This window comes from Polaromonas sp. (assembly GCF_012927455.1).
Classification (GTDB): Bacteria; Pseudomonadota; Gammaproteobacteria; order Burkholderiales; family Burkholderiaceae_C; genus Polaromonas.
In genome coordinates, this window is sequence record NZ_JABBPE010000010.1 from 39,654 (window position 1) to 62,453 (window position 22,800).

Annotated in this window: 17 protein-coding genes and 1 tRNA gene; 6 read left to right on the forward strand and 12 right to left on the reverse strand. The window is 59.0% G+C overall.

Features of this window, described 5'->3' with window-relative positions:
* Positions 1 to 71: 71 nt before the first annotated feature.
* From typA to HHJ18_RS11365, 11 genes are all read right to left on the reverse strand, one after another.
* On the reverse strand, positions 72 to 1,895 hold the full coding sequence (typA, locus tag HHJ18_RS11315; RefSeq protein ID WP_296915352.1) for a translational GTPase TypA: 1,824 nt from the start codon (positions 1,893 to 1,895) through the stop codon (positions 72 to 74).
* A gap of 34 nt (positions 1,896 to 1,929) precedes the next feature.
* Complete coding sequence (truB, locus tag HHJ18_RS11320) at positions 1,930 to 2,985, reverse strand: tRNA pseudouridine(55) synthase TruB (protein WP_296915354.1); 1,056 nt, start codon at positions 2,983 to 2,985, stop codon at positions 1,930 to 1,932.
* A gap of 90 nt (positions 2,986 to 3,075) precedes the next feature.
* Complete coding sequence (rbfA, locus tag HHJ18_RS11325) at positions 3,076 to 3,444, reverse strand: 30S ribosome-binding factor RbfA (RefSeq protein ID WP_296915355.1); 369 nt, start codon at positions 3,442 to 3,444, stop codon at positions 3,076 to 3,078.
* Positions 3,445 to 3,533: 89 nt separating this feature from the next.
* A complete protein-coding gene (gene infB, locus HHJ18_RS11330) occupies positions 3,534 to 6,434 on the reverse strand; it encodes a translation initiation factor IF-2 (RefSeq protein ID WP_296915356.1) in 2,901 nt (966 codons plus the stop codon).
* Positions 6,435 to 6,461: 27 nt separating this feature from the next.
* Positions 6,462 to 7,982, reverse strand: a complete 1,521-nt coding sequence (gene nusA, locus HHJ18_RS11335) for a transcription termination factor NusA (protein WP_296915358.1) — start codon at positions 7,980 to 7,982, stop codon at positions 6,462 to 6,464.
* 22 nt (positions 7,983 to 8,004) lie between these two features.
* A complete protein-coding gene (rimP, locus tag HHJ18_RS11340) occupies positions 8,005 to 8,619 on the reverse strand; it encodes a ribosome maturation factor RimP (RefSeq protein WP_296915359.1) in 615 nt (204 codons plus the stop codon).
* Between the two features lie 266 nt (positions 8,620 to 8,885).
* Positions 8,886 to 9,920, reverse strand: a complete 1,035-nt coding sequence (locus tag HHJ18_RS11345) for an FAD:protein FMN transferase (RefSeq protein WP_296915360.1) — start codon at positions 9,918 to 9,920, stop codon at positions 8,886 to 8,888.
* Between the two features lie 75 nt (positions 9,921 to 9,995).
* Positions 9,996 to 11,648, reverse strand: coding sequence for an ABC transporter ATP-binding protein (locus HHJ18_RS11350; RefSeq protein ID WP_296915362.1), 1,653 nt, complete (start codon positions 11,646 to 11,648; stop codon positions 9,996 to 9,998).
* Between the two features lie 116 nt (positions 11,649 to 11,764).
* Entirely contained in the window at positions 11,765 to 12,907 is a 1,143-nt protein-coding gene (locus HHJ18_RS11355; RefSeq protein ID WP_296915364.1) for an ABC transporter permease, read from the reverse strand.
* Positions 12,891 to 13,922 carry an ABC transporter permease subunit gene (locus tag HHJ18_RS11360; protein ID WP_296915366.1) on the reverse strand — a complete coding sequence of 344 codons (1,032 nt, stop codon included), beginning with the start codon at positions 13,920 to 13,922 and terminating at the stop codon, positions 12,891 to 12,893. Before HHJ18_RS11360 ends, HHJ18_RS11355 begins: the two co-directional genes overlap by 17 nt.
* Positions 13,923 to 15,707, reverse strand: a complete 1,785-nt coding sequence (locus tag HHJ18_RS11365; RefSeq protein WP_296915368.1) for an extracellular solute-binding protein — start codon at positions 15,705 to 15,707, stop codon at positions 13,923 to 13,925.
* Positions 15,708 to 15,859: 152 nt separating this feature from the next.
* On the opposite strand from HHJ18_RS11365, the gene fabI reads away from it, so the two are divergent.
* Both fabI and HHJ18_RS11375 read left to right on the forward strand, forming a co-directional pair.
* The gene (gene fabI, locus HHJ18_RS11370) at positions 15,860 to 16,654 is read left to right on the forward strand and encodes an enoyl-ACP reductase FabI (protein ID WP_296915370.1); all 795 of its coding nucleotides are present in this window, start codon (positions 15,860 to 15,862) and stop codon (positions 16,652 to 16,654) included.
* 473 nt (positions 16,655 to 17,127) lie between these two features.
* On the forward strand, positions 17,128 to 18,072 hold the full coding sequence (locus HHJ18_RS11375; RefSeq protein WP_296915372.1) for a DNA ligase: 945 nt from the start codon (positions 17,128 to 17,130) through the stop codon (positions 18,070 to 18,072).
* Positions 18,073 to 18,127: 55 nt separating this feature from the next.
* Here the strand turns inward: HHJ18_RS11375 and HHJ18_RS11380 are convergent, their stop codons facing one another.
* Entirely contained in the window at positions 18,128 to 20,416 is a 2,289-nt protein-coding gene (locus HHJ18_RS11380; protein WP_296915374.1) for an arginine/lysine/ornithine decarboxylase, read from the reverse strand.
* A 234-nt stretch (positions 20,417 to 20,650) separates the two neighbouring features.
* On the opposite strand from HHJ18_RS11380, the gene HHJ18_RS11385 reads away from it, so the two are divergent.
* The 4 genes from HHJ18_RS11385 to HHJ18_RS11400 all read left to right on the forward strand — a co-directional run bounded on the left by HHJ18_RS11385 (position 20,651) and on the right by HHJ18_RS11400 (position 22,688).
* Positions 20,651 to 21,079, forward strand: a complete 429-nt coding sequence (locus HHJ18_RS11385) for an NfeD family protein (RefSeq protein WP_296915376.1) — start codon at positions 20,651 to 20,653, stop codon at positions 21,077 to 21,079.
* 96 nt (positions 21,080 to 21,175) lie between these two features.
* The gene (locus HHJ18_RS11390; RefSeq protein ID WP_296915378.1) at positions 21,176 to 22,087 is read left to right on the forward strand and encodes a stomatin-like protein; all 912 of its coding nucleotides are present in this window, start codon (positions 21,176 to 21,178) and stop codon (positions 22,085 to 22,087) included.
* A 58-nt stretch (positions 22,088 to 22,145) separates the two neighbouring features.
* The gene (locus tag HHJ18_RS11395) at positions 22,146 to 22,520 is read left to right on the forward strand and encodes a DUF2237 domain-containing protein (protein ID WP_296915380.1); all 375 of its coding nucleotides are present in this window, start codon (positions 22,146 to 22,148) and stop codon (positions 22,518 to 22,520) included.
* Between the two features lie 78 nt (positions 22,521 to 22,598).
* Positions 22,599 to 22,688 (forward strand) — tRNA-Ser (locus HHJ18_RS11400).
* Positions 22,689 to 22,800: the final 112 nt, after the last annotated feature.

Below are 22,800 nucleotides of genomic sequence, written 5' to 3' on the forward strand. Positions count from 1 at the left end.
AGCGGCCTCTGACAAGCCCTTCTCGATTCACCTCGCCCCGGCCGCCGCAGCGGGTGAAGGCTTGGCGGAATCTAGCGACCGGAGCGTTTGCGCTCGCTCTCTGTCAGGTGACGCTTGCGCAGGCGGATCGACTTGGGCGTAATTTCGACCAGTTCGTCGTCCTCGATAAACTCCACGCCGTATTCCAGCGTCAATTCGATAGGAGGGGTGATCTTGATCGCGTCTTCCTTGCCGCTGACGCGAAAGTTGGTCAGCTGCTTGGTGCGCGTGGCGTTGACCACCAGGTCGTTGTCACGACTGTGGATGCCGACAATCATGCCTTCGTACACCGGGTCGTTGGCCCGCACGAACATGCGGCCGCGGTCGTCCAGCTTGCCCAGCGCGTAGGTGAAGATTTCACCAGCGTCCATGGAAATCAGCACGCCGTTTTTGCGCCCACCAATATCGCCCTTATGCGCCTCGTAGCTATCGAAGATGTTGGAGATCAGGCCCGAGCCGCGCGTCAGGTTCAAGAATTCGTTGGTGAAACCGATCAGGCCACGCGCCGGGATGCGGTATTCCAGGCGAACGCGCCCTCGGCCGTCCGGGTCCATGCTGCTCAGTTCACCCTTGCGCTCGCCCAAAGCCTGCATCACGCCGCCTTGGTGCTGCTCTTCAATGTCCACGGTCACCAGCTCGATAGGCTCATGGCGTTCACCGTTCACGTCTTTCATCACAACGCGTGGCTTGGACACTGCCAGCTCGTAGCCTTCGCGGCGCATGTTCTCCAGCAGGATGGTCAGGTGAAGTTCGCCGCGACCCATGACTTCAAAGATACCTTCTTCGCCGGTTTCCTTGACGCGCAGCGCGACGTTGTGCTGCAGTTCCTTTTGCAGGCGGTCCCAGATCTGGCGGCTGGTGACGTACTTGCCTTCGCGGCCAGCCAGCGGGCTGGTGTTGACGCAGAAGTTCATGGTCAGGGTCGGTTCGTCGACCTTGAGCATGGGCAGCGGCGCCGGGTTGATCGGGTCAGTGATGGTCACGCCAATGCCGATGTCGGTCAGGCCGTTGATCAGCACGATTTCACCGGGGCCGGCGTCTGTAGTCTGCACGCGCTCCAGTCCCTGGAAGGTCAACACCTGGTTGACACGGCCTTTAACGGCCTTGCCATCCGGGCCTTCCATCACAACCACATCCATCATCGGCCTGATCGTGCCCTGACTGATGCGGCCGACGCCAATTTTCCCAACGAAGGTCGAAAAGTCCAGCGCAGAAATTTGCAGTTGCAGCGGCGCATTAGGGTCGCCCTTTTGGGCGGGCACGTGTTTGAGCACGGTGTTGAACAAGGCAGACATGTCGGGACCCCACTGTTCACCCGGTGCGCCCTCTTCCATCGACGACCAGCCATTGATGCCCGAGGCGTAGACCACGGGGAAGTCAAGTTGTTCATCGGTGGCACCGAGCTTGTCGAACAGGTCGAAAGCGGCGTTAACCACAAAATCAGGCCTTGCACCGGGCTTGTCGACCTTGTTGACCACCAGGATAGGCCGGAGGCCCAGGGCCAACGCCTTCTTGGTCACAAAGCGGGTCTGCGGCATGGGGCCTTCCTGCGCATCGATCAGCAGCACCACGCCGTCGACCATGGACAGGGCACGTTCGACTTCACCGCCGAAGTCGGCATGGCCGGGGGTATCAACGATATTGATGTGCGTGCCTTCCCAGGTCACGGCGCAATTCTTGGCCAGAATCGTGATGCCCCGCTCTTTTTCGATGGCGTTGTTATCCATCACGGTGTCGACAACTTTTTCGTGCTCGGCAAAGGTGCCGGACTGGCGCAGCAATTGGTCGACCATGGTGGTCTTGCCATGATCGACGTGGGCGATGATGGCGATGTTACGGATCTGTGTATGACTCATGGTTGACTTTCTGGGGACTTGAAACGGGTCGGAATTAATGTTGAAAAGAGCCCGCACTCACTGGTGCGGCCATGGAAAGTGACGCTAAAACTTCTACTGCACGCTGCGCCGATTGCAGGATGTCCTGGATTTCAATCGGGCTCAGCAAACGCTGTGGAATCAGTTCGTCGGCCGTGATGTGGGCCGAACCCAAAAACGCCGCAGGTTCGCTGCCGTAGACCTGCACCAGTGGTGCATCGGCGCCCCACTGACCAGGCTCGCCGCGCCGGCGCAGGCCGCTCAAAAAGCGTCCTGCATTATCGGCGTCCAATGTGACAGAAGGGTACGCGGCCACCAGCGACTGCGCCGGCAACAAGCACGCTTCACGCTCGGCTTCGGTCATGGCTTCGAGCGCTGGCAGCGTCACGCACTGTGTCGCCACAAAGCCACCGGTTTCCAGCCGCCGCAGCGAGCCCAGGTGCGCGCCGCAACCCAGGGCTTCGCCGATGTCTTCACCGAGCGTGCGGATGTAAGTGCCCTTGCTGCATCTTACTATGATTTTGATAGCTGCTGGCGCCCGTGCGTCATGGGCTAGAGCCATATTTAGCTCATAAATGAGGATGTGACGCGCTTCCCGCTCCACCTCAATGCCCTTGCGGGCATATTCGTACAGCGCCTTGCCGTCTTTTTTCAGCGCCGAATACATCGGTGGAATTTGCGCCAGCGGGCCGGTAAAGCGCTGCGTGATCGTCTGTAGCAGCTCGGGCGTAATTTGCGGCACAGGCCGGGTTTCAATCACGTCGCCTTCGGCGTCAGCGGTTGTTGTCTTCTGGCCCAACAACAGTAGCGCTTCGTAAGTCTTGTCGGCATCAAGCTGGATCTGGCTGAACTTGGTGGCGGCGCCAAAGCACAGCGGCAACACGCCAGTGGCCAGCGGATCGAGCGTGCCGGTATGCCCGGCCTTGTCCGCGCGCAGCAGCCATTTGGCTTTTTGCAGCGCCTGGTTGCTGGACAGGCCCAGCGGCTTGTCAAGCAGCAGCACGCCATGCACGGGACGTCGCTGAATCTTTTGACCTTTGGGAGTCTGACGATGAAAGGAGGTTTGCGTCATAAGCTTTGACAGGCTCAGCGTACGGAGCCTGCCCGAACGCTTCGTTGGCACCGTTGTCCCGAACCTGTCAAGGGGGGGAACGGCGCGAACTCAGTCGTCTTGGGCGCGGGAAGAAACCGCCTTGGCAATCAAGGCGTTCATGTCTGCCGCACGCTCGGAGGTGCGGTCAAACTGAAAATGCAAGGTGGGCACGGTATGAATCATCAGGCGCTTGAACAGGCCATTGCGCAGAAACCCGGCCGCCTGGTTGAGCGCGACTTCGCACTCTTTCGCATCGCCGACCAACACACTGAAAAATATCTTGGCATGGGCATAGTCGGGCGTCACTTCAACCGCCTGGATCGTAACCATGCCAACCCTGGGGTCCTTCAACTCGCGCGCGATCAGCTCCGTCAGATCGCGCTGGATCTGATCGGCAACGCGGAAGCCGCGGTTAGGGGTAGATGACTTTTTACGCATGAAACAATGGTTTGGACTTGTAGGCTCGACTAGGAATAAGGCCGCCGGCCAACACTTGCGAGTTGGCCGGCGTCTGCATCTTTGTTTCCTTACAAGGTACGTGCCACTTCCTTGATCTCGAAGAACTCAAGAACGTCGCCAACTTCGATGTCGTTGTAGTTCTTGACGTTCAAACCGCACTCGAAGCCTTCCTTGACTTCCTTGGCATCGTCCTTGAAGCGCTTGAGCGAGTCGAGTTCACCCGTGAAGATGACCACGTTTTCGCGCAGCAAACGCAACCTGGCGGTGCGGCGGACCACACCGGCGGTGACCATACAGCCGGCAATCGAGCCGATCTTGCTGACCTTGAAGACCTGGCGAATCTCGGCATTGCCGATAATTTCTTCCTTCTTGTCGGGCGTCAGCATGCCGGACATGGCGGCCTTGAGTTCATCCACCGCGTCATAAATGATCTGGTAGTAACGAATGTCCACGCCGTTGTTCTCGGCTTGCTTGCGCGCCTGAGCATCGGCCCGGGTGTTGAACCCGATCAGCACGGCTTTGGAGGCGATTGCCAGGTTGACGTCGGATTCGGAAATACCGCCAACGCCGGAGTACACCAGCTGAACTTTGACCTCGTCGGTCGAAAGCTTGAGCAGCGACTGCGCCAGCGCTTCCTGCGAACCCTGCACATCGGCCTTGATGATGATGGGCAGCATCTTGACTTCGCCAGCCGAGATGTCCGAAAACATATTTTCCAGCTTGGACGCCTGCTGCTTGGCCAGCTTGGTATTGCGGAACTTGCCAGCGCGGTAGGTGGCAATTTCGCGAACACGGCGTTCGTCAGTCATCACCATGAACTCGTCGCCGGCCTGTGGCACTTCGGTCAGACCCTGGATTTCCACGGGAATGGAAGGCCCGGCGGTCTTGATGGGTTTGCCGTTTTCGTCAAGCATGGCGCGCACGCGGCCGTAGGTTGAACCGGCCAGCACCACGTCGCCCGCCTTCAAGGTTCCGGACTGTACCAGCACGGTCGCCACCGGGCCGCGCCCTTTGTCTAGCCTGGCCTCGATCACCAGACCCTTGGCCATGGCATCGACCGCTGCCTTGAGTTCCAGCACTTCGGCCTGCAGCAGCACCTGCTCTAGCAAGGTGTCGACGCCTGCGCCGGTATGGGCTGAAACCGGCACAAACGGGGAATCACCGCCAAACTCTTCCGGCACAACACCTTCGGTGACCAGTTCGCCCTTGACGCGCTCCAGATTGACACCGGGCTTGTCGATTTTGTTGATCGCCACGACGATGGGGACACCCGCCGCCCTGGCGTGCTTGATGGCCTCCTTGGTTTGCGGCATTACGCCGTCATCGGCGGCCACGACCAGAATCACGATGTCGGTAGCTTGGGCGCCGCGCGCGCGCATGGCGGTAAACGCCTCGTGGCCCGGGGTGTCCAGGAACGACACCATGCCGCGCGGGGTTTGCACGTGGTAGGCGCCAATGTGCTGGGTAATGCCACCGGCTTCACCGGCCGCCACTTTGGCGCGGCGAATGTAGTCGAGCAGCGAGGTTTTGCCATGGTCAACGTGTCCCATGACAGTCACCACCGGCGCTCTAGGCAGCAATTCGGATTGCTGGCCTTGCACATCGTCGGCGGTAAACGCTTCTGGATCGTCCAGCGCAGCGGTGACTGCCGTATGGCCCATTTCTTCCACCAGAATCATGGCGGTGTCCTGGTCCAGCGGCTGGTTGATGGTGACCATCTGGCCGAGTTTCATCAGGTGCTTGATCACCTCGGAAGACTTGACGCTCATTTTGTGCGCAAGTTCTGCCACGGTAATGGTTTCGGGCACATGAACCTCGATCACCTTGAATTCGGTAGGCGCTACAAAGGTGGATTCTGGACGTGCATCGCGATCACTGCTGCGACGACCCCGTGGGCCTCCACGGAAATTGCCACGCCCGGGTACCACCGGTGCACCACGACTCGGCAAGCCCTTTTTCTTGGCTGCGTCATCTTTCCAAGTGGACGACAGATTCTCTGATTTGACTTCTTTCTTGCCGGCGGCCCCGGGGGCTGCAGGCGCACCCGCCGCCGCGCCGGGCTTGACCGCGCCGGGAACAACGGTTGGCTTGTGCAGCGTACCCTTCATGGCCAGCTTTGGATCCACATGAGGTACCAGCACACGCTTGGGCGCCGACATCATGGCCCGAATGCCAGCAGCTTCCGCTTCGGCTCTGCGGCGGCGCTCCTGCAGATCCTGCGCTTTGGCAGCATCTGCCTGAAATTCTGCCGTGGCTTTGGCTTTGGTTGCCGCCAGCGCGACTGCAGCATGGGCGGCTTTGCTGGCCTGTTCTGCGGATGCAGCTTCAGCGGCTCTGGAAACTTCGGCAGAGGGCGCCGCCACCTGAATTTTTCCGATGCTGGGCTTGTTCTTTTTAGCGGCATCTGCCGCAACAGCCGCTTGGGCCGCAGCCTGGGCAACTTGTTCGGCGGCCTCGCGTTCCTGTTCGCGTGCCGCTTCCTGGGCGTCATGCTCTTCACGCAAACGGCGTTTTTCCGTCAGCTCTTCTTCCTGGCGACGCAACAATTCCGCGTGGCGACTGGCTTCTTCTTCTCGTCGAATCAGCTCGGAATCATCAACCACCGGGGCCGCTGGCGCTGCTGCAGTTTCGCGCTGCAGTTCTTCGGCGGGCAGGTCGGACTCGTCTTCGCGCTTGACGAAGGTACGCTTTTTACGGACTTCCACCTGGATAGTGCGGGCCTTGCCCGAAGAGTCGGCCTGCTTGATCTCACTGGTGGATTTCTTCACCAGCGTGATTTTTTTTCGTTCGGCCGCGACGGTGCCGTGGCTTGCCTGCAGATAGCCGAGCAGCTTTTGCTTGTCCGCTTCGGACAGGGGATCGCCGGCCTGCGCCTTGGCAACGCCCGCACTGGTCAATTGCTCGATCAGAGTGGCGGGAGATTTGTTCAATTCAGCTGCGAATTCAGCGACGGTAGTGGTACTGGACATATGTGGTTTTCCTGCTGGCCTCCATGATCATTGCTCTTGGACCGTTGCTGGTGCAGCGGTGCCAGCAGCGTCATCGGTAAACCAATGGGCGCGTGCAGTCATGATCAGGGCTTTGGCTTCGTCCGTGGACTGGCCGGTGATATCTGTAAGTTCGTCCACGGCCAGATCGGCCAGGTCGTCGCGGGTATATATGCCCGCTTCAGTGAGTTTGGCGATCAGCTCGGGGGTCAGGCCTTCCACGTCACGCAAGTTCTGCGAAACACCGTCGGCATTTTCTTCCTTGGCAATTTCCATCGTCAGAAGTGCATCTTTGGCGCGGGTGCGCAGCTCATTGACGGTATCTTCGTCGAACGATTCGATTTCGAGCATTTCCTGCAGCGGCACGTAAGCCACCTCTTCCAGGCTGGTGAAGCCTTCGGAGATCAGAATGTCGGCGATGTCCTCGTCCACATCGAGTTTTTCCATGAACAGCTTGCGGCTGGTGTCGGTCTCGGACGCCTGCTTTTCAGCCGATTCGTTGGCGTCCATGATATTGATCTTCCAGCCGGTCAGCTCGGACGCCAGGCGCACGTTCTGGCCACCGCGGCCAATGGCGATGGCAAGGTTTTCCTCGTCCACCACCACATCCATGGCGTGACGCTCTTCGTCGACCACGATGGACGAAACATTGGCGGGGGCAAGCGCGCCAATGACAAATTGAGCCGGGTCTTCGCTCCACAGCACAATGTCGACGCGCTCGCCTGCCAATTCGTTGGTGACGCCGTTGACGCGGGTACCGCGAACGCCGACACAGGTGCCGATCGGGTCGACGCGCTTGTCATGCGACAGCACGGCAATCTTGGCACGCGAGCCGGGGTCACGGGCGCAGGATTTGATCTCCAGCAGACCCTGCTCGATCTCGGGCACTTCCTGGCGGAACAACTCGATCATGTACTCCGGCGCGGTACGCGACAGGATGATGGGTGCACCTCGCAGCGTGGTGTCCACTTCCATGATCATGGCGCGCACGCGATCACCGGAACGAAGGTTTTCCTTAGGAATCATGTCGCTGCGGCGCAGCCGGCCTTCAACACGGCCGGATTCGACAATCAGGTCGCCCTTGTCCATGCGCTTGACGGTGCCAACAAAAATCTTGTCGCCACGTGACATGAAATCGGTAAGCAGCATTTCGCGTTCGGCGTCGCGAATTTTTTGCAGAATGACCTGCTTGGCAGCTTGCGCCCCAATCCGGCCTATCGGCAGGCTTTCAACCGGTTTTTCGATGTAGTCGCCTTCTTCGATGTCGGCAATTTCGTCGCGTGCGTCGCTCACCAACTCTTCGGCTTCCGGATTTTGCAGGCCGGCTTCGTCGGGCACCACCAGCCAGCGGCGGAAGGTTTCGTAACTGCCGCTATCGCGGTCAACCGCAACGCGGATGTCCACTTCGCCGGTATACACCTTCTTGGTAGCCGAGGCGAGCGCAAGCTCAACAGCGCCAAAGACGACGTCACGTTCAACGTTTTTCTCACGCGAGATGGCATCAACCAACATCAACAGTTCGCGATTCATTTCACAAGCCTGCCTTTCTTAATTATTTCTCTGTAGGAACATCAGCCGCCGGTGTCATTCCGTGAGCCGTTTTGGGTTTGCGCCCCTTGAAATCGACCACCGCGGCCAGACGCGCCTGATGAATTTCGTCGAGCGTAAAACCGAGCGCTTGCAGGGGCGCGGGAATCCTGTTCTTGCTGACTTTCTGGCCTGGTTTAACGGCGGGCTCATCGCTCCACACAATCTGCCAGGCGGCCGGCGTATCTTTGGACCCAACGCGCTCCAGCGTGCCGCGGAATTTTTTACGGCTGGCTGAAACCGTCGAACCTGCACTCGCCGCCACACCAATCGGCGCTTTAAGGGTGATGTCGATCAATTCGCCGGAAAAACGCTCAAAATCTTTCTCGCTGCGCAGCAGCCGGTCAATGCCGGGGGAACTGACTTCCAGCCGCGCATACTCAGCGCCTTCAACTTCCAGCACAAACTGCAACTGGCGCGTGACCTTTTCGCAATCTTCCGCGTTGACAAACTGTTCAAGCCCGGGAACGTGGGGCATGTCAATCGTCACGCGCAGCAAGCCGCCGCTCGTGCGCTCGACTTCCACCAGCTCGTAGCCCAGTCCCGTCACCGTTTGCTCAATCGTCTCTTGAATCGCCATTCAGTCTTTTTAAATCCGTCTTTGGAAAACAAACGCCCAAAAAAAATGGGCGGTGAAAACCCGCCCATTTGGTCGTGAAGGGCATATTGTAACGCCCTTCCCGTTCCACGCGAACATTTTTATGCCGGTTCTCCCTAAAAATGCCTCTGCAAAACACCAACCACCGGTAACTTTAAGCAACGAAAGTTGCAAAAAGCGGAAACTGAAAAAAGTGATGCATTGGCAGAACTCAGCATCGCTTCGACGAAGCTTTTTCAGCCGCTTTTTTACTGTTTACTACCTGCCAGGCGCTGGCGCATCGCAGGCGTCATCTCGATATTCCGGTTTGTATCGATCAGCAGCACTTCGTTCAGGCCCAGGCGCTGCGCCATGGCCCGCCAATGCTGTGGGCCGACGACGAAGAGCGGTTTAGTGTTTCCATCGGAGCGCAAACCTGCATCCGTGCCTCCCGACGTGATGATGGTCACGGACGCCACCAAGTCTATGGTTTGCCCGCTGCGCGGATCAATGACGTGGGGATGGCGTTTGCCATCCTTCATGAAATAGCGCTGGTAGTCGCCGCTGGTGCCGATCGCTTCGTTGTCATGCAGGTCGACTGCGGCAACCGTGCCCTCGCCGCGCGGGTCGCGGATGCCGACCTTCCAGGGCCGTTCACCGGGCTGGCCGATCGCCAGAATATTGCCGCCTATATTGACCAGCGCCGCTTTTACACCCGCATCTCGCAGCAGCCGCGCCGCCCGGTCCAGCGCATAGCCTTTCGCATAGCCGCCCAGGTCCAGCATCACCGCCTTGTTGCGACTTGAAATCCTGGTGCCGTCGTAGCGCAGATCGCTCATGCGCGGCTTGGCATCGACCCAGCGCTTGATTTCTGCGGGCGCTGGCGTGTGCACCGTGATGTCGCTGCTCTGAAAGCCCCACAAGCGGATCAGATGGCCGACCGCCGGATTGAATAAATTGTCCGATCGTTCGGCGAGCCTGGTGGCCGATTGCAGCATGTCGACCATCTCGGCGTCGGCCTGAAACGTCTCCCCGCGCGCGATGCTCTCGTTCAAGGCGGTCAAGGCGCTGGGCTGCCAGGCATGAAACTTATTGTGCAGCCGGTCAAACTCGCTCAAAACGCTGGCTCCCAGCCGCTGAGCATCCGCCTGCGATCCGCCGTAGATTGCCACTTCGACCGCAGTACCGAACACATACCCCGGAATACGATGGATCGCGTCAGCGGCGGGACTACCACCTGCTGGCAGCAGCAAAAGGAAGCCAACGAGATAATTAAACAGTTTGCGCCGGGCCGTCGAGAACATGGCTTTATTAGAGCATTCACGCAAGCCGCCACACGCCGTCGTGGTTGATAGTGCATAGGGCGCACGGACAACGCTTTAAGCCTGCGACACCAATACCCGGGTGTAGGGATGGCGCGGCGCATCCAGCACATCAAGGACGGTGCCCGACTCGACCACCTCGCCGTCCTTCATCACCAGCACCTCATGGGCCATGGCACGAATCACGTCCACGTCGTGGGTGATCAACAGATAACTCAGCCCGCGTTCGCGCTGCAGGCGCTGCAGCAGCGCCAGCACCTGCTTTTGTATGGTCACATCGAGCGCGCTGGTGGGCTCGTCAAGCACCAGCAGGCTGGGGTTGATGATGAGCGCACGCGCAATTGCGAGGCGCTGGCGCTGCCCGCCCGAGAATTCATGCGGATAGCGCTGCAACAGGCCCGAAAACTGTCCCGCTTGCAGGCCTTCCCCCATGCCCACGTCGTCCAGCGATTGCTCGACGCGCTGTCGCCGCTGGCTCGGGTTCAGCGCAGGCTCATGCACCAGCAAGCCCTCACCGACAATCGCCTCCACCGTCATGCGGGGAGACAGCGAGGAAAACGGATCCTGAAACACCACCTGAACAGCGCTGCGAATGACCCTGTTGCGGGCCACCTGCCGGCTCCAGGAGTCGCCCGCAGCCTGCAATTGCCCGGAATAAGGCAGCAGTCCCAGGCTGGCCAGGGCTAGGGTGGACTTGCCTGAGCCCGATTCGCCGACTACTCCCAGCGTCTTGCCGCGTGGGATAGCAAAGCTGGCGTCTTTGACGGCGACAAATTCACCTCTTTTGAACCAGCCCCTGAAACCGGGGATGCCTACCGGATACGCCACGCGCAGATGGCTGGCGCGCATCACCGGCTCGGAAGCTGCCGTCGCGGCTGGCCCTTCGGCCACATTGCGTACCGGCTTGCTGTCAATAAGCTTGCGGGTGTAGGGGTGCTGGGGGTTGGCAAACACCTCAGCGACGATGCCTTGCTCGACGATGTGCCCGTTTTCCATGACAGCGACGCGGTCAGCGAAACGCCGCACCAGATTGAGGTCGTGCGTAATCATCAGCACGGCCATGCCGTTGCGGCGCTGCAAGTCGCCGAGCAAGTCCAGAATTTGACCACGCAGGGTGACGTCCAGCGCCGTGGTCGGTTCATCGGCCAGCAGCAGCTTGGGCTGGCAGGCCAGCGCCATGGCAATCATGGCGCGCTGGCGTTGCCCGCCCGACAGCTGATGCGGAAATGCCAAGGCCCGTCTTGCAGCCTCCGGGATGCCCGTATCTGCTAACAATTTGATAGCTGCTTGCGCTGATGCTGCTTGGGATACACCTTGTTTTAGTTGTAGAACTTCGGCAATCTGGTCGCCCACGCTGAACAGCGGGTTCAACGCCGTCATGGGCTCCTGAAAAATCATGGCGATGTCGCGGCCCCGAATGCCGCGCAACTCGCGCTCGGGCAGAGCCAGCAGATCCACCGCCCCCCTTTGCTCGCTGTCTGGCGTGGCCCCGCGAGCGGCGAACAGCGCGTGCCCGGCGAGTTCAGCGTTTTGAACCAGCCGCAACAGGCTCAGCGCCGTCACCGTCTTGCCCGAGCCAGACTCTCCCACCAGGGCCAGCTTTTCTCCGGGCGCGATGGAAAAATTGATGCCGTGAACGACTTCTTTGCCGCCGAAAGCAACGCGCAGGTCTTTGACCTCAAGCAGGGGGTGGGTTGCGTCGTTTTTCAAAGCGGTTTGCAAGTTGATGCTGCAAAGGAAGGCGGCTGCCGCGCCGGGCCGCCCCAAGCAAGTTCAACTCCTTCGAGGGGCAGCGCATTACACAAAGTGAAAAGCGTGGGGGCCATTTAGTCAGCCTTTCGCGGGTCCAGCGCATCGCGCAGCGCATCGCCCATCAGCGTGAGCAGCAGCAAGGTCACCACCAGCACGCAGAAAGTCGACAACGAAATCCACCAAGCGTCGATGCTGTTTTTGCCCTGCGACAGCAGCTCGCCCAGCGACGGCGTCCCCGGCGGCACGCCGAGGCCCAGAAAGTCGAGCGACGTCAGCGCCAAAATGGCCGCGCTCATGCGAAAAGGCAAGAAAGTTACCACCGGCGTCATGCTGTTGGGCAGCACATGGCGAACGATGATTTGCCAGTTCGACAGGCCCAGCGCCCTTGCAGCCCGCACGTAGTCAAGCTGGCGGTTGCGCAAAAACTCGGCCCTCACATAGTCTGACAGCCCAAGCCAGCCGAACAGGCTCAGCAACACTAGCAGCAGCGAAATGCTGGGCGCGAAGACGGCGCTGAAAATGATCAGCAAATACAGCTCGGGCATAGAGCCCCAGATTTCCATAAAGCGCTGGAAAGCCAGGTCGGTTTTGCCACCGAAATAGCCTTGGATGGCGCCGGTGATCACCCCGAGCAACACGCCCGTGGCCGTCAGCGCAAGCGCAAACAGCACACTGACACGAAAGCCGTAAATCAGTTGCGCCAGCAGATCACGCCCGCGGTCGTCGGTGCCGAACAGATTGGCCAGTGTGGGGCGCGACGGATTCGGTTCTTTGGCAAAGTAATTCAGGGTTTTCGGGCCGTAGGGGTTGGGCGCAAAAACAGCCCAGTTACCGCCTTTTGTGAGCTTGTCGCGAATGAATGGGTCGAGGTAATCCGCGGCGGTCTCGAAATCGCCGCCAAAGACTTTTTCCGGATAAGTCTTAAATATCGGAAAGTAGAAACCGCCCTCATACCTGACCATCAGCGGACGGTCGTTGGAGACCAGTTCAGCGGCCAGACTGAGCAGCACCATCGTGCAAAACAGGACTAGGCTGTAAAACCCCAGTTTGTTGCGGCGAAAACGCTTCCAGGCCCGCCGGGCGGGACTCAGCCCAACGGCGGGGGACGTGTTTAGATTAATTCCGCGGCGGATCGGGCCCGGCCCGGCCGTCGGCGGCGCCCCCTCAGAGGGGGGGCGGGCAGGGGCAACTTCGGGGGGGTCAATCAAATCGTACACGCGGGTCCACCCAAACATAGCAAAGGTCGCTGATCAGCTTGGTCACCAGGCCGATCAGCGTGAACAAAAACAGCGTGCCCATCACCACCGGGTAGTCGCGCCGGATAACGCTTTCGTAGCTGAGCAGGCCCAGGCCGTCGAGTGAAAACAGGGTTTCGATCAGCAGCGAGCCGGTGAAAAAAGCACCGACAAAAGCCGCCGGAAAACCCGTGATGATCGGAATTAGCGCATTGCGAAAAACATGCTTGTAGAGCACCTGCCGCTCGCCCAGGCCTTTGGCGCGCGCCGTGACCACATACTGCTTTCTGATTTCTTCCAAAAACGCGTTCTTAGTCAGAATGGCGGTGACGGCAAAGCTGCCCAGCACCATCGCGGTGACCGGCAGCGCGATATGCCACAGGTAGTCCACGATGCGCGCTCCCCAGCTCATTTCGTCCCAGGTACTTGACGTCAGGCCGCGAAGTGGAAACCATTGCAGCTGCCCGCCAAAAACCACCAGCAGCACCAGGCCGAGTACAAAACCGGGAATCGCGTAGCCGATCAGCACCAACAAGGTGGTGATCAGGTCAAACTGTGAGCCGGCGCGCACCGCCTTGGCCACACCCAGCGGCACGGCTACCAGGTAGCTAATGAAAAACGTCCACAGACCCAGGCTGATGGAAACAGGCAGTTTTTCGATGATCAGTTGCGACACATCGCGGTTCTGGAAAAAGCTTTTGCCCAGGTCGAACCGCGCGAACTGCCCCAGCATCTGCCAGAAGCGTTCAGGCGCCGCCTTGTCGAAGCCATACAGCACCTTGATCTGCTCGATGCGTTTCGGGTCCACGCCCTGCCCGCCGCGGTAGCTGAAGCCCCCGCCTTCGGCACCGCCTCCACCGGCGCCGGTTTTCGCCTCGGCCAGGTACTGCTCGACCGGGCCGCCGGGCACGAACTGCACCACGGCGAAGGTGATCAGCAAAACGCCAAACAGCGTCGGGACCATCAGCAAAATACGTTTGAGAAGGTAGGCGAACAATTACTTGGCCCACCAAGTGTAAATAGCCCAGTTTTCGCCGGCGGCATAAGGCGGCATCGGGTCGTGTCGCGCCAGGCGCCGGTCGTTGAACGCCATGCGGTGGGTAGCGGCTGTCCACTGCGGGATCAAGTAATGGCTGTGGGTGATGACGCGCTCCAGCGCGCGGCACGCCGGCAGCAAGTCAGCTTTGGTCTTAGCACTCGTCATGCGCGTGATGATCGCATCGACAGCCGGGCTGCTGACACCGGCAAGATTGCCGGAATCTTCAGTGATGGCCGCCTTGCTGCCGAACAGATCGGCAAATTCCTGGCCCGGGTTGTTGGTTCCGGCATAAGCCAGCGTGGTGATGTCGAATTCGAACCGGTTAAGGCGCTGCTGGTACAGCGCGAAGTCGACGGCGCGGTGGTTGAATTCGATGCCGAGTTTTTCCAGATTGCGCGCCCACGGTGAGACCACACGCGCGCCGCCTTCGTTGCTGTCAAGGTATTCGATCACCATCGCCTCGCCCTTTTGGTTGCGCAGTGCGCCGTCCCTGATTTCCCAGCCGGCCTGCTGCAGCAGGTCGCGGGCGCGGCGCAGGTTCTCTCGCAGGCCGCTGTCGCCCTCGGTGCGTGGTGGCACAGCGGGCGGCCCGAAAACCGCGGCGGAAAGCTCTTTGCGCCAAGGTTCCAACAAGGCCAGCTCGTCGGACCCGGGCACGCCCGTCGCCTGGCAATCGGTGTTGCCGAACAGGCCGCTGACGCGCTGGTAGGCGTTGTAGAACATCTGGCGGTTCATCCACTCGTAGTCCATCGCCAGCCCTAGCGCCTGGCGTACGCGCACATCCCTGAATTTTTCGCGGCGGGTGTTGATGACATAGCTCTGGAAACCCGATGGCAGGCGGTGTTTGAACTCGCCTTTGACCAGCTCACCCGAGTCGAACTTTTTGCCATTAACGCGGCGGGCCCAGTCGCCGGCCGAAAAGAAGCGCATCAAGTCGAATTCGCCGGCCTTCAGCGCTTCGAGCCGGGCCGTGTTGTCTTTATAAATTTTGACCAGCACGCGGTCGAAATTGGCCGTGCCGCGCCGCACGTTCAAATCCTTGCCCCAATAGTTCGGGTCGCGCAGGTAGGTGATGTCCTTGCCGAACCGCACCGAGCCGATCTTGTACGGGCCACTGCCGATCGGAATATCCATCACCACCGCATCAAAACGCTTGGGCTTGCCGCCTTCCACTCCCCATTTACGGCTGAACACCGGAAGACCGCCGACGGTCAATGGCAGTTCACGGTTCGGTTTCTTGAAGTGGTAACGTACGGCGCGTTCATTGACGACTTCGATGCCGGCCACGTCTTCCAGCACGGTTTTATAAGCCGGTGAGGTGTAAGGGCCGAGCAGCGTGTCCAGACTGTGCTTGACGTCTTCGGCCAGTACCGGATCGCCGTTGTGAAATCGCGCTTCCTTGCGCAACGTGAAGGTGGCCGACATGCCGTCTAGCGCCACCGTAACGTCTTCGGCCAGCAAGCCGTAGCCCGACGCGGTTTCATCGAGCGAGCCAATCAGCAGTGATTCGAACATCATCTCTGACAGATATGCCGGTGCGTTGCCCTTGATGGTGAACGGGTTGTACTTGTCGAACGTTGACACCCGCAAATTGCTAACCAGCCGCAATTCGCCGCCCTTGGGCGCTGCGGGGTCTACGTAGTCGAACTGGGCGAAGCCGGGCGGGTATTTGAGGTCGCTCCACAGCGCGTAGGCGTAAGCGGACCAGGATACGGGGGTAAAACACGCCAACAGGACCGGCATTAAAGACATCCTCAAAGCCTGAAAAAAAGACAAATCCCGCATGCGACAATTCTGCACTAATTAAGTCGGCAATATTTCACGGCCTGCAGGGACCTACCCTGCTGGAGCCGAGGATTGTTGATCGGTTCACTTGTACATACTGGAGCACAAGCATGGGTTTTCTTACCGGCAAAAAACTGTTGATCACGGGCTTGTTGTCCAACCGGTCTATCGCCTATGGCATTGCCAAGTCCTGCCACGCCCAAGGCGCGGAGCTGGCCTTCAGCTACGTCGGTGAGCGCTTCAAGGACCGTATCACCGAATTCGCGGCCGAGTTTGGTTCCAACCTGATTTTTGACTGCGACGTGAGCGACGACGCACAGATCGACAAGATGTTTGCCGATCTGTCAAAAACCTGGCCAAAGTTTGACGGTTTTGTGCACAGCATTGGCTACGCGCCACGCGAGGCGATTGCCGGCGATTTTCTGGACGGCCTGTCGCGCGAGGGTTTCCGGATTGCCCACGACATCAGCTCTTACAGCTTTCCGGGCATGGCCAAGGCAGCGCTGCCTTACCTCAACAACAAGTCATCCCTGCTCACACTGAGCTACCTCGGTGCCTTGCGCACCGTGCCTTACTACAACACCATGGGTCTAGCCAAGGCAAGCCTAGAGGCCAGCGTGCGCTACTTGGCAGAATCCCTGGGGCCGCGCGGTATGCGTTGTAACGGCATCAGCGCCGGCCCCATCAAAACTCTGGCGGCCAGCGCCATCAAGGATTTTGGCAAGCTACTCAGCATCGTTGCGGCCGCCTCGCCGCTGCGCCGCAACGTAACGATCGAAGAAGTGGGCAATGTGGCGGCTTTCCTGCTGTCCGACCTGGCATCCGGCGTGACCGCCGAAATCACCTATGTAGACGGTGGTTTCAGCCACACGGCTGGCGCCAGTCGCGACAGCGAGGTACTTTGAGTCGCTATCTTATTCATAGCTGCTTACGCCCGTAGTTGCTGGGCTACAGGCCTAAATAGCTTCTAAACTGAGATTTTCAGCGTCCGGAAGGACTGGCCCGATAAAAACTGTCCGCCGACAGCAGCCCTGGTCTGCCTTCAAGCCAGCAAGAGTGTGGACAGCGACCATAAGAATAGTGCTGGGGTGGGTTCTCTTGCCATTAGAGGTAAGGGCTGCAAACACAAGGGAAGCGGTGTTTAAAACACGTGCTTGTTCAATAGGCAGGTGCGAGCTACGCAGGCTCCTGTCGCGACCTTCCGGTCGGTGAATTCCCTGCTTGTGCCTTGGCACCCGGACCTATAAACTGTACATGCATACAGTTTCATGGCAAACCTTTTGTCCAAGCATTCAGCCAGCGTCTAAGCTGCAAAAAATTCTTGGAACTATTATTTTGATAGCTAACCACGCCCGTTCTGCTTGGGCCAAAAGCATAAATGATCTCCAAAATCAAAAAAAACAATATCCTGAAAGGCCTGCCAGCCAATGCCCCTCTCGCATTCGGCTTCCTTCGCATTCGGACACTCCCGCTGCTACTTGCCTTCGCCGGCCTGCTGACGCCCGCCCTGCCCCATGCCGCGGCCGAAGGCGCTCCACCGCTGATGCTGGCCAAGGTGTATCAAGTGGGCGTTCCGCTGGCGGACTATTGGGCTAGTGAAAAGCTCGACGGCGTGCGCGGCTACTGGGATGGCGAAAAGCTGTTGACCCGCGGTGGCGAGCGCGTTGCAGCACCCGATTGGTTCACGGCAGGTTGGCCCAAGGTGCCCATGGATGGCGAGCTGTGGGCAGGCCGTGGCCAATTTGCCAAGGCAGTTTCTACCGTGCGCCAGCAAACCCCCGATAACAAAGCGTGGCGTGCCATGCGTTTCATGGTGTTCGATTTGCCGGCGCAAGGCGGTCCGTTCAACGAACGAATTCCGGCATTGAACGGATTGGTCAGTCAGATTGATCAGCCTTGGGTGCAGACGGTGGCGCAGTTCAAGCTGGCGAATCACTCCGCACTGCAGAGCTTGCTGCTCAGAACCGTGAAGCAAGGCGGCGAAGGCCTGATGCTGCACCGTGGCGCATCGCTTTACCGAGGCCAGCGCAGCGACGACCTGCTGAAGGTCAAAACCCACGAGGACTCGGAAGCCCGCGTGATCGCGCACATTGCGGGCAAAGGCAAGTATGCTGGCCAGATGGGCGCACTGCTGCTGGAAATGCCCGCAGTTGGCGGCAAGCCGGCGCAGCGTTTCAAGTTGGGCACGGGTTTTACGCAGGCGCAACGGCGAGACCCGCCGGCTGTGGGGATGCAGGTGACCTATCGGTTCAGGGGTTTAAACAGCAGCGGTATTCCGCGCTTTGCCAGCTTCATGCGGGTGTTTGACGACCAGCCCGGCTAAAAATAGCGGCGCCGCCTGGCGTGACTTCCGCCAACTCATGCCGCCTTTCTTGCCGCTATTTCTTCACGCAGTCGGCGTAGTAACGCAGTTTTCCTTTGGCATCCGACTCCTCGACCAGCCCGTGAATATCCGTCTCAAAACCTGGGCACTGCGCGTTGAACTCGCGGGCAAACTTGAGGTAGTCGACAATTTTCTTGTTAAACACCTCCCCCGGGATGAGTAGCGGAATACCGGGCGGGTATGGCGTGACCAAGCCGACGGTGATGCGGCCTTCCAGACGGTCAATCTCGACCCGCTCCGTTGTGCGGTGAGCGATGTGAGCATAGGCGTCGCTGGGCGTCATAGCGGGCGCCAGGTCGCTCAGATAGACCTCGGTCGTCAAGCGCGCGATGTCGTACTTGGCGTACAGGGCGTGAATGTGCTGGCACAGGTCGGCCAACCCCATGCGCTCGTACTTGGGGAACTTCTGGCAGAACTCGGGCAGGATGCGCCACATCGGCTGATTCTTGTCATAGTCGTCCTTGAACTGTTGCAGCGCTGTCAGCAACGTGTTCCAGCGCCCTTTGGTGATGCCGATGGTGAACAGGATGAAAAAACTGTAGAGTCCGGTTTTTTCCACAATCACGCCGTGCTCGGCCAAAAACTTGGTCACGATGCTGGCTGGAATGCCGGTTTTGGCAAACTTGCCATTAAGGTCCAGACCGGGCGTGACGATGGTCGATTTGATTGGGTCCAGCATGTTGAAGCCGGTCGCCATCTGGCCAAAACCATGCCAGTTGTTGGCGCCGTTCTTCGCTGTCTTGGCACTGCGCGACTCGCCCTTGATGATCCAGTCCTGGGCCCGGCCAATGCCTTCGTCCACCAGTTTGTCCGGCCCCCAGACCTTGAACCACCAGTCAGCGCCATATTCTTCGTCGATCTTGCGCATGGCACGGCGAAAGTCCAGCGCCTCGGCAATGCTCTCCTCGACCAGCGCCGTGCCGCCGGGTGGCTCCATCATGGCGGCGGCCACGTCGCAGCTGGCAATGATGCTGTACTGCGGCGAGGTCGAGGTATGCATCAGGTAGGCCTCGTTAAAGAGGTGCCGGTCCAGTTTGATGTTTTGCGAGTCCTGCACCAGCACTTGGCTGGCCTGGCTGATGCCGGCCAGCAGCTTGTGAATCGACTGGGTGGCATACACCACCGCATTTTTCGGCCGGGTGCGGTTTTTTCCCATGGAATGGTAGCAGCCATAAAACGGGTGAAACGCAGCGTGCGGCAGCCAGGCTTCATCAAAGTGCAGGTTGTCCACGTAGCCGTCGAGCATGCCCTTGATGGTTTCGGTGTTGTAGAGCACGCCATCGTAGGTCGACTGCGTGAGCGTCAGTACGCGCGGCTTGACCTTTTCCGGGTCGACATTTTTGAGCAGCGGATTGGCCTTGATCTTGGCCTTGATGGCTTCGGGCTCGAACTCGCTTTGCGGAATCGGTCCGATGATGCCGAAATGGTTGCGTGTGGGCTTCAAAAATACCGGAATCGCCCCCGTCATGATGATGGCGTGCAGGATGGATTTGTGGCAGTTGCGATCAACCACCACCACATCGCCGGGTGCCACTGTGTAATGCCAGACGATCTTGTTGCTGGTTGACGTGCCGTTGGTCACGAAGAAGCAATGGTCGGCATTGAAAATGCGCGCGGCATTGCGCTCGGACGCGGCCACCGGGCCGGTGTGGTCGAGCAGTTGACCCAACTCTTCCACCGCGTTGCAGACGTCGGCACGCAGCATGTTCTCGCCAAAAAACTGGTGAAACATCTGCCCGACCGGGCTTTTCAGGAAGGCCACGCCACCTGAATGGCCCGGGCAATGCCATGAATAGGAGCCGTCTTCGGCGTAGTCCAGCAAGGCCTTGAAAAACGGCGGCTGAACGCCTTCCAGGTAGCTCTTGGCTTCACGGATGATGTGGCGCGCCACGAACTCGGGGGTGTCTTCAAACATGTGAATGAAGCCGTGCAGTTCGCGCAGGATGTCGTTCGGAATATGGCGCGAAGTTTTGGTCTCGCCATACACATAAATCGGTACATCCAGATTCTTGCGGCGCACCTCTTCAATGAAATTGCGCAGGTTCAAAACGGCCGGATCGAGGTCAGGCCCGGGGGTGAACTCCTCGTCGTCAATCGACAGGATAAAGGCGCTGGCGCGGCTTTGCTGCTGCGCAAACTGAGACAGGTCGCCGTAGCTGGTGACGCCCAGCACCTCAAAGCCTTCGCTTTCAATGGCCTGTGCCAGCGCGCGAATACCGAGGCCGGAGGTGTTTTCGGAGCGGAAATCTTCGTCAATGATGACAATCGGGAAACGGAATTTCATGGCGTGAGGGATTGTGTTGGCGTACTTTGTGGTACGGGCAGTTCATGGGCGCCCTGAACCTGTCGGAGGGCAAGAGGAACGCTCGATGGGCATAGACAGGTTGAGCCCGAACGGTTTGATGTGACACACGGCAAGGTGTCGAGACTGCGCAGTGTAAGGAAATATTGTGTCTATGCGTTTGCGGGGGTCTGTATGCCTCAAAATGTAGCGCATCACAAGTCAACAGGAAAAAACATGAGTGAATCAACCATATGGTGGCTCCTGGCGGGTGCTGCGGTTGCGATTGAACTGGTCACAGGAACCTTTTACCTGCTGATGCTCACCGTTGGGCTGGTTGCAGGCGCGGTAGCCGCTCACCTCGGCTTTGGCATGATAGGCCAGATGGGAATTGCAGCCGCCGTTGGCGGCGGCGCGGTAGCCGTATGGCACTGGTATCGCAGCAAAAGCCCATCACCATTGCCGGCCAATGCCAACCGGGATGTCAACCTTGATATCGGCGAGCCGGTCCACGTTGCGCAGTGGAATGCGGACGGCACCACCACGGTGAAATTTCGCGGCGCCAACTGGACCGCCATCGCTGCAAGCCAGGCTGAGTTGGCGGGCCCCGGCAGCTTTCGCATCAAGGAAATGCTGGGCAACCGGCTGGTGATTGAAAAGCTGTAGGCTGCGTGCGGCGTTCACACACAAATTTGACGGCGATTGTGACTGGATCATCCGGTCCGGCGCAGGCACACCCTGTTCTAAATTAACGGAGAATTTATGGAAATAGCACTGGTCATCCTGCTCGTGGTTGGCATTTTTATTGTGCGCAGCATCAAGGTGGTGCCGCAGCAAAACGCCTGGGTGATCGAGCGTTTGGGGAAATACCATGGCAGCCTCACGCCGGGTCTGAATTTTCTGGTGCCCTTTATCGACAGGGTGGCCTACAAGCACAGCCTCAAGGAGATCCCGCTCGACGTGCCCAGCCAGGTGTGCATTACGCGCGACAACACTCAGTTGCAGGTCGACGGCATCCTGTATTTTCAGGTGACCGACCCGATGCGGGCTAGCTACGGCTCATCGAACTACATTGTGGCGGTCACGCAGTTGGCCCAGACCTCGCTGCGCTCGGTCATCGGCAAGCTGGAGCTCGATAAAACCTTTGAAGAGCGCGACATCATCAATGCGCAAGTCGTTGCAGCGATCGACGAAGCGGCCTTGAACTGGGGGGTGAAAGTGCTGCGCTACGAGATCAAGGATCTAACCCCGCCCAAGGAAATCTTGCATGCGATGCAGTCGCAAATCACCGCCGAACGCGAAAAGCGCGCGCTAATTGCAGCCTCCGAGGGGCGAAAGCAGGAACAAATCAACATCGCCACCGGCGAACGCGAAGCTTTTATCGCCCGCTCCGAAGGTGAAAAACAGGCCGCCATCAACAACGCTCAAGGTGAAGCTTCGGCCATCACCGCGGTTGCAGAAGCCAATGCAAAGGCCATTGAAGTAGTCGCTGCAGCGATTCGGCAACCGGGCGGCGAGCAGGCCGTGCAACTCAAGGTGGCAGAAAAGGCCGTTGAAGCCTATTCACGGGTGGCCAGCGACGCAACCACCACGCTTATCGTGCCGAGCAACATGACGGAAGTGTCGACATTGATTGCGTCAGCCATGAAAATGGTGCAATCCAGCAAAGCTTGACCGTTACCCTTATGCTTATCCTTACCGCTATCTCTTAGCTTAGGAAAAAGGCAAAGCCATGAACCCCAAAAATGTTCTGGGTACCGACTTGCTACCCTGCTCTTACGATCCTCTTACCGGTTATTTCCGCGACGGCTGCTGCAACACCGACGAGTCAGACATGGGCTCCCACTTGGTGTGCGTGCGTGTAACCAAGGAGTTTTTGGCATTCTCCGGCGCCTGCGGAAATGACCTCGTCACACCACAGCCCCAGTACAGATTTGCCGGCCTCAAGCCGGGCGACCGCTGGTGCCTTTGCGCCAATCGCTGGCGGGAAGCGCTGGAGTCCGGCGTTGCCCCGCCTGTAGTTCTGGAAGCCACCCACCACAAAGCCCTGGAATTCGTACTCATGGCACAACTGCAAAAGCACCGGTTTCAGGGCGCCTTGCAGTAGCGACCTGTTCTTCAAGCTCATTGCCAAGCGCTATTCCCCCGATGCGGCTTCTGGCACTGCTACAATATAAAGCTACGCGGAAGGGTGGATGAGCGGTTTAAGTCACACGCCTGGAAAGCGTGCGTGGGGTTATTCCCACCGCGGGTTCGAATCCCGCCTCTTCCGCCAGTAATTGATAAAAGCCCATGTAAATCATGGGCTTTTTTTCGCCTTTACGTTTCGACTATCAAAGCGACTATCAAATAGAAAAAAGCAAAGTTCGCTCCTTGGGTCGGATCAG

What these genes read in the sequence shown, in the direction of transcription:
- typA (WP_296915352.1), bottom strand. Translation starts at nt 1,895, where the DNA reads ATGAGTCATACACAGATCCGTAACATCGCCATCATCGCCCACGTCGAT.
- truB (WP_296915354.1), bottom strand. Translation starts at nt 2,985, where the DNA reads ATGACGCAAACCTCCTTTCATCGTCAGACTCCCAAAGGTCAAAAGATT.
- rbfA (WP_296915355.1), bottom strand. Translation starts at nt 3,444, where the DNA reads ATGCGTAAAAAGTCATCTACCCCTAACCGCGGCTTCCGCGTTGCCGAT.
- infB (WP_296915356.1), bottom strand. Translation starts at nt 6,434, where the DNA reads ATGTCCAGTACCACTACCGTCGCTGAATTCGCAGCTGAATTGAACAAA.
- nusA (WP_296915358.1), bottom strand. Translation starts at nt 7,982, where the DNA reads ATGAATCGCGAACTGTTGATGTTGGTTGATGCCATCTCGCGTGAGAAA.
- rimP (WP_296915359.1), bottom strand. Translation starts at nt 8,619, where the DNA reads ATGGCGATTCAAGAGACGATTGAGCAAACGGTGACGGGACTGGGCTAC.
- HHJ18_RS11345 (WP_296915360.1), bottom strand. Translation starts at nt 9,920, where the DNA reads ATGTTCTCGACGGCCCGGCGCAAACTGTTTAATTATCTCGTTGGCTTC.
- HHJ18_RS11365 (WP_296915368.1), bottom strand. Translation starts at nt 15,707, where the DNA reads ATGCCGGTCCTGTTGGCGTGTTTTACCCCCGTATCCTGGTCCGCTTAC.
- fabI (WP_296915370.1), top strand. Translation starts at nt 15,860, where the DNA reads ATGGGTTTTCTTACCGGCAAAAAACTGTTGATCACGGGCTTGTTGTCC.
- HHJ18_RS11375 (WP_296915372.1), top strand. Translation starts at nt 17,128, where the DNA reads ATGATCTCCAAAATCAAAAAAAACAATATCCTGAAAGGCCTGCCAGCC.
- HHJ18_RS11380 (WP_296915374.1), bottom strand. Translation starts at nt 20,416, where the DNA reads ATGAAATTCCGTTTCCCGATTGTCATCATTGACGAAGATTTCCGCTCC.
- HHJ18_RS11385 (WP_296915376.1), top strand. Translation starts at nt 20,651, where the DNA reads ATGAGTGAATCAACCATATGGTGGCTCCTGGCGGGTGCTGCGGTTGCG.
- HHJ18_RS11390 (WP_296915378.1), top strand. Translation starts at nt 21,176, where the DNA reads ATGGAAATAGCACTGGTCATCCTGCTCGTGGTTGGCATTTTTATTGTG.
- HHJ18_RS11395 (WP_296915380.1), top strand. Translation starts at nt 22,146, where the DNA reads ATGAACCCCAAAAATGTTCTGGGTACCGACTTGCTACCCTGCTCTTAC.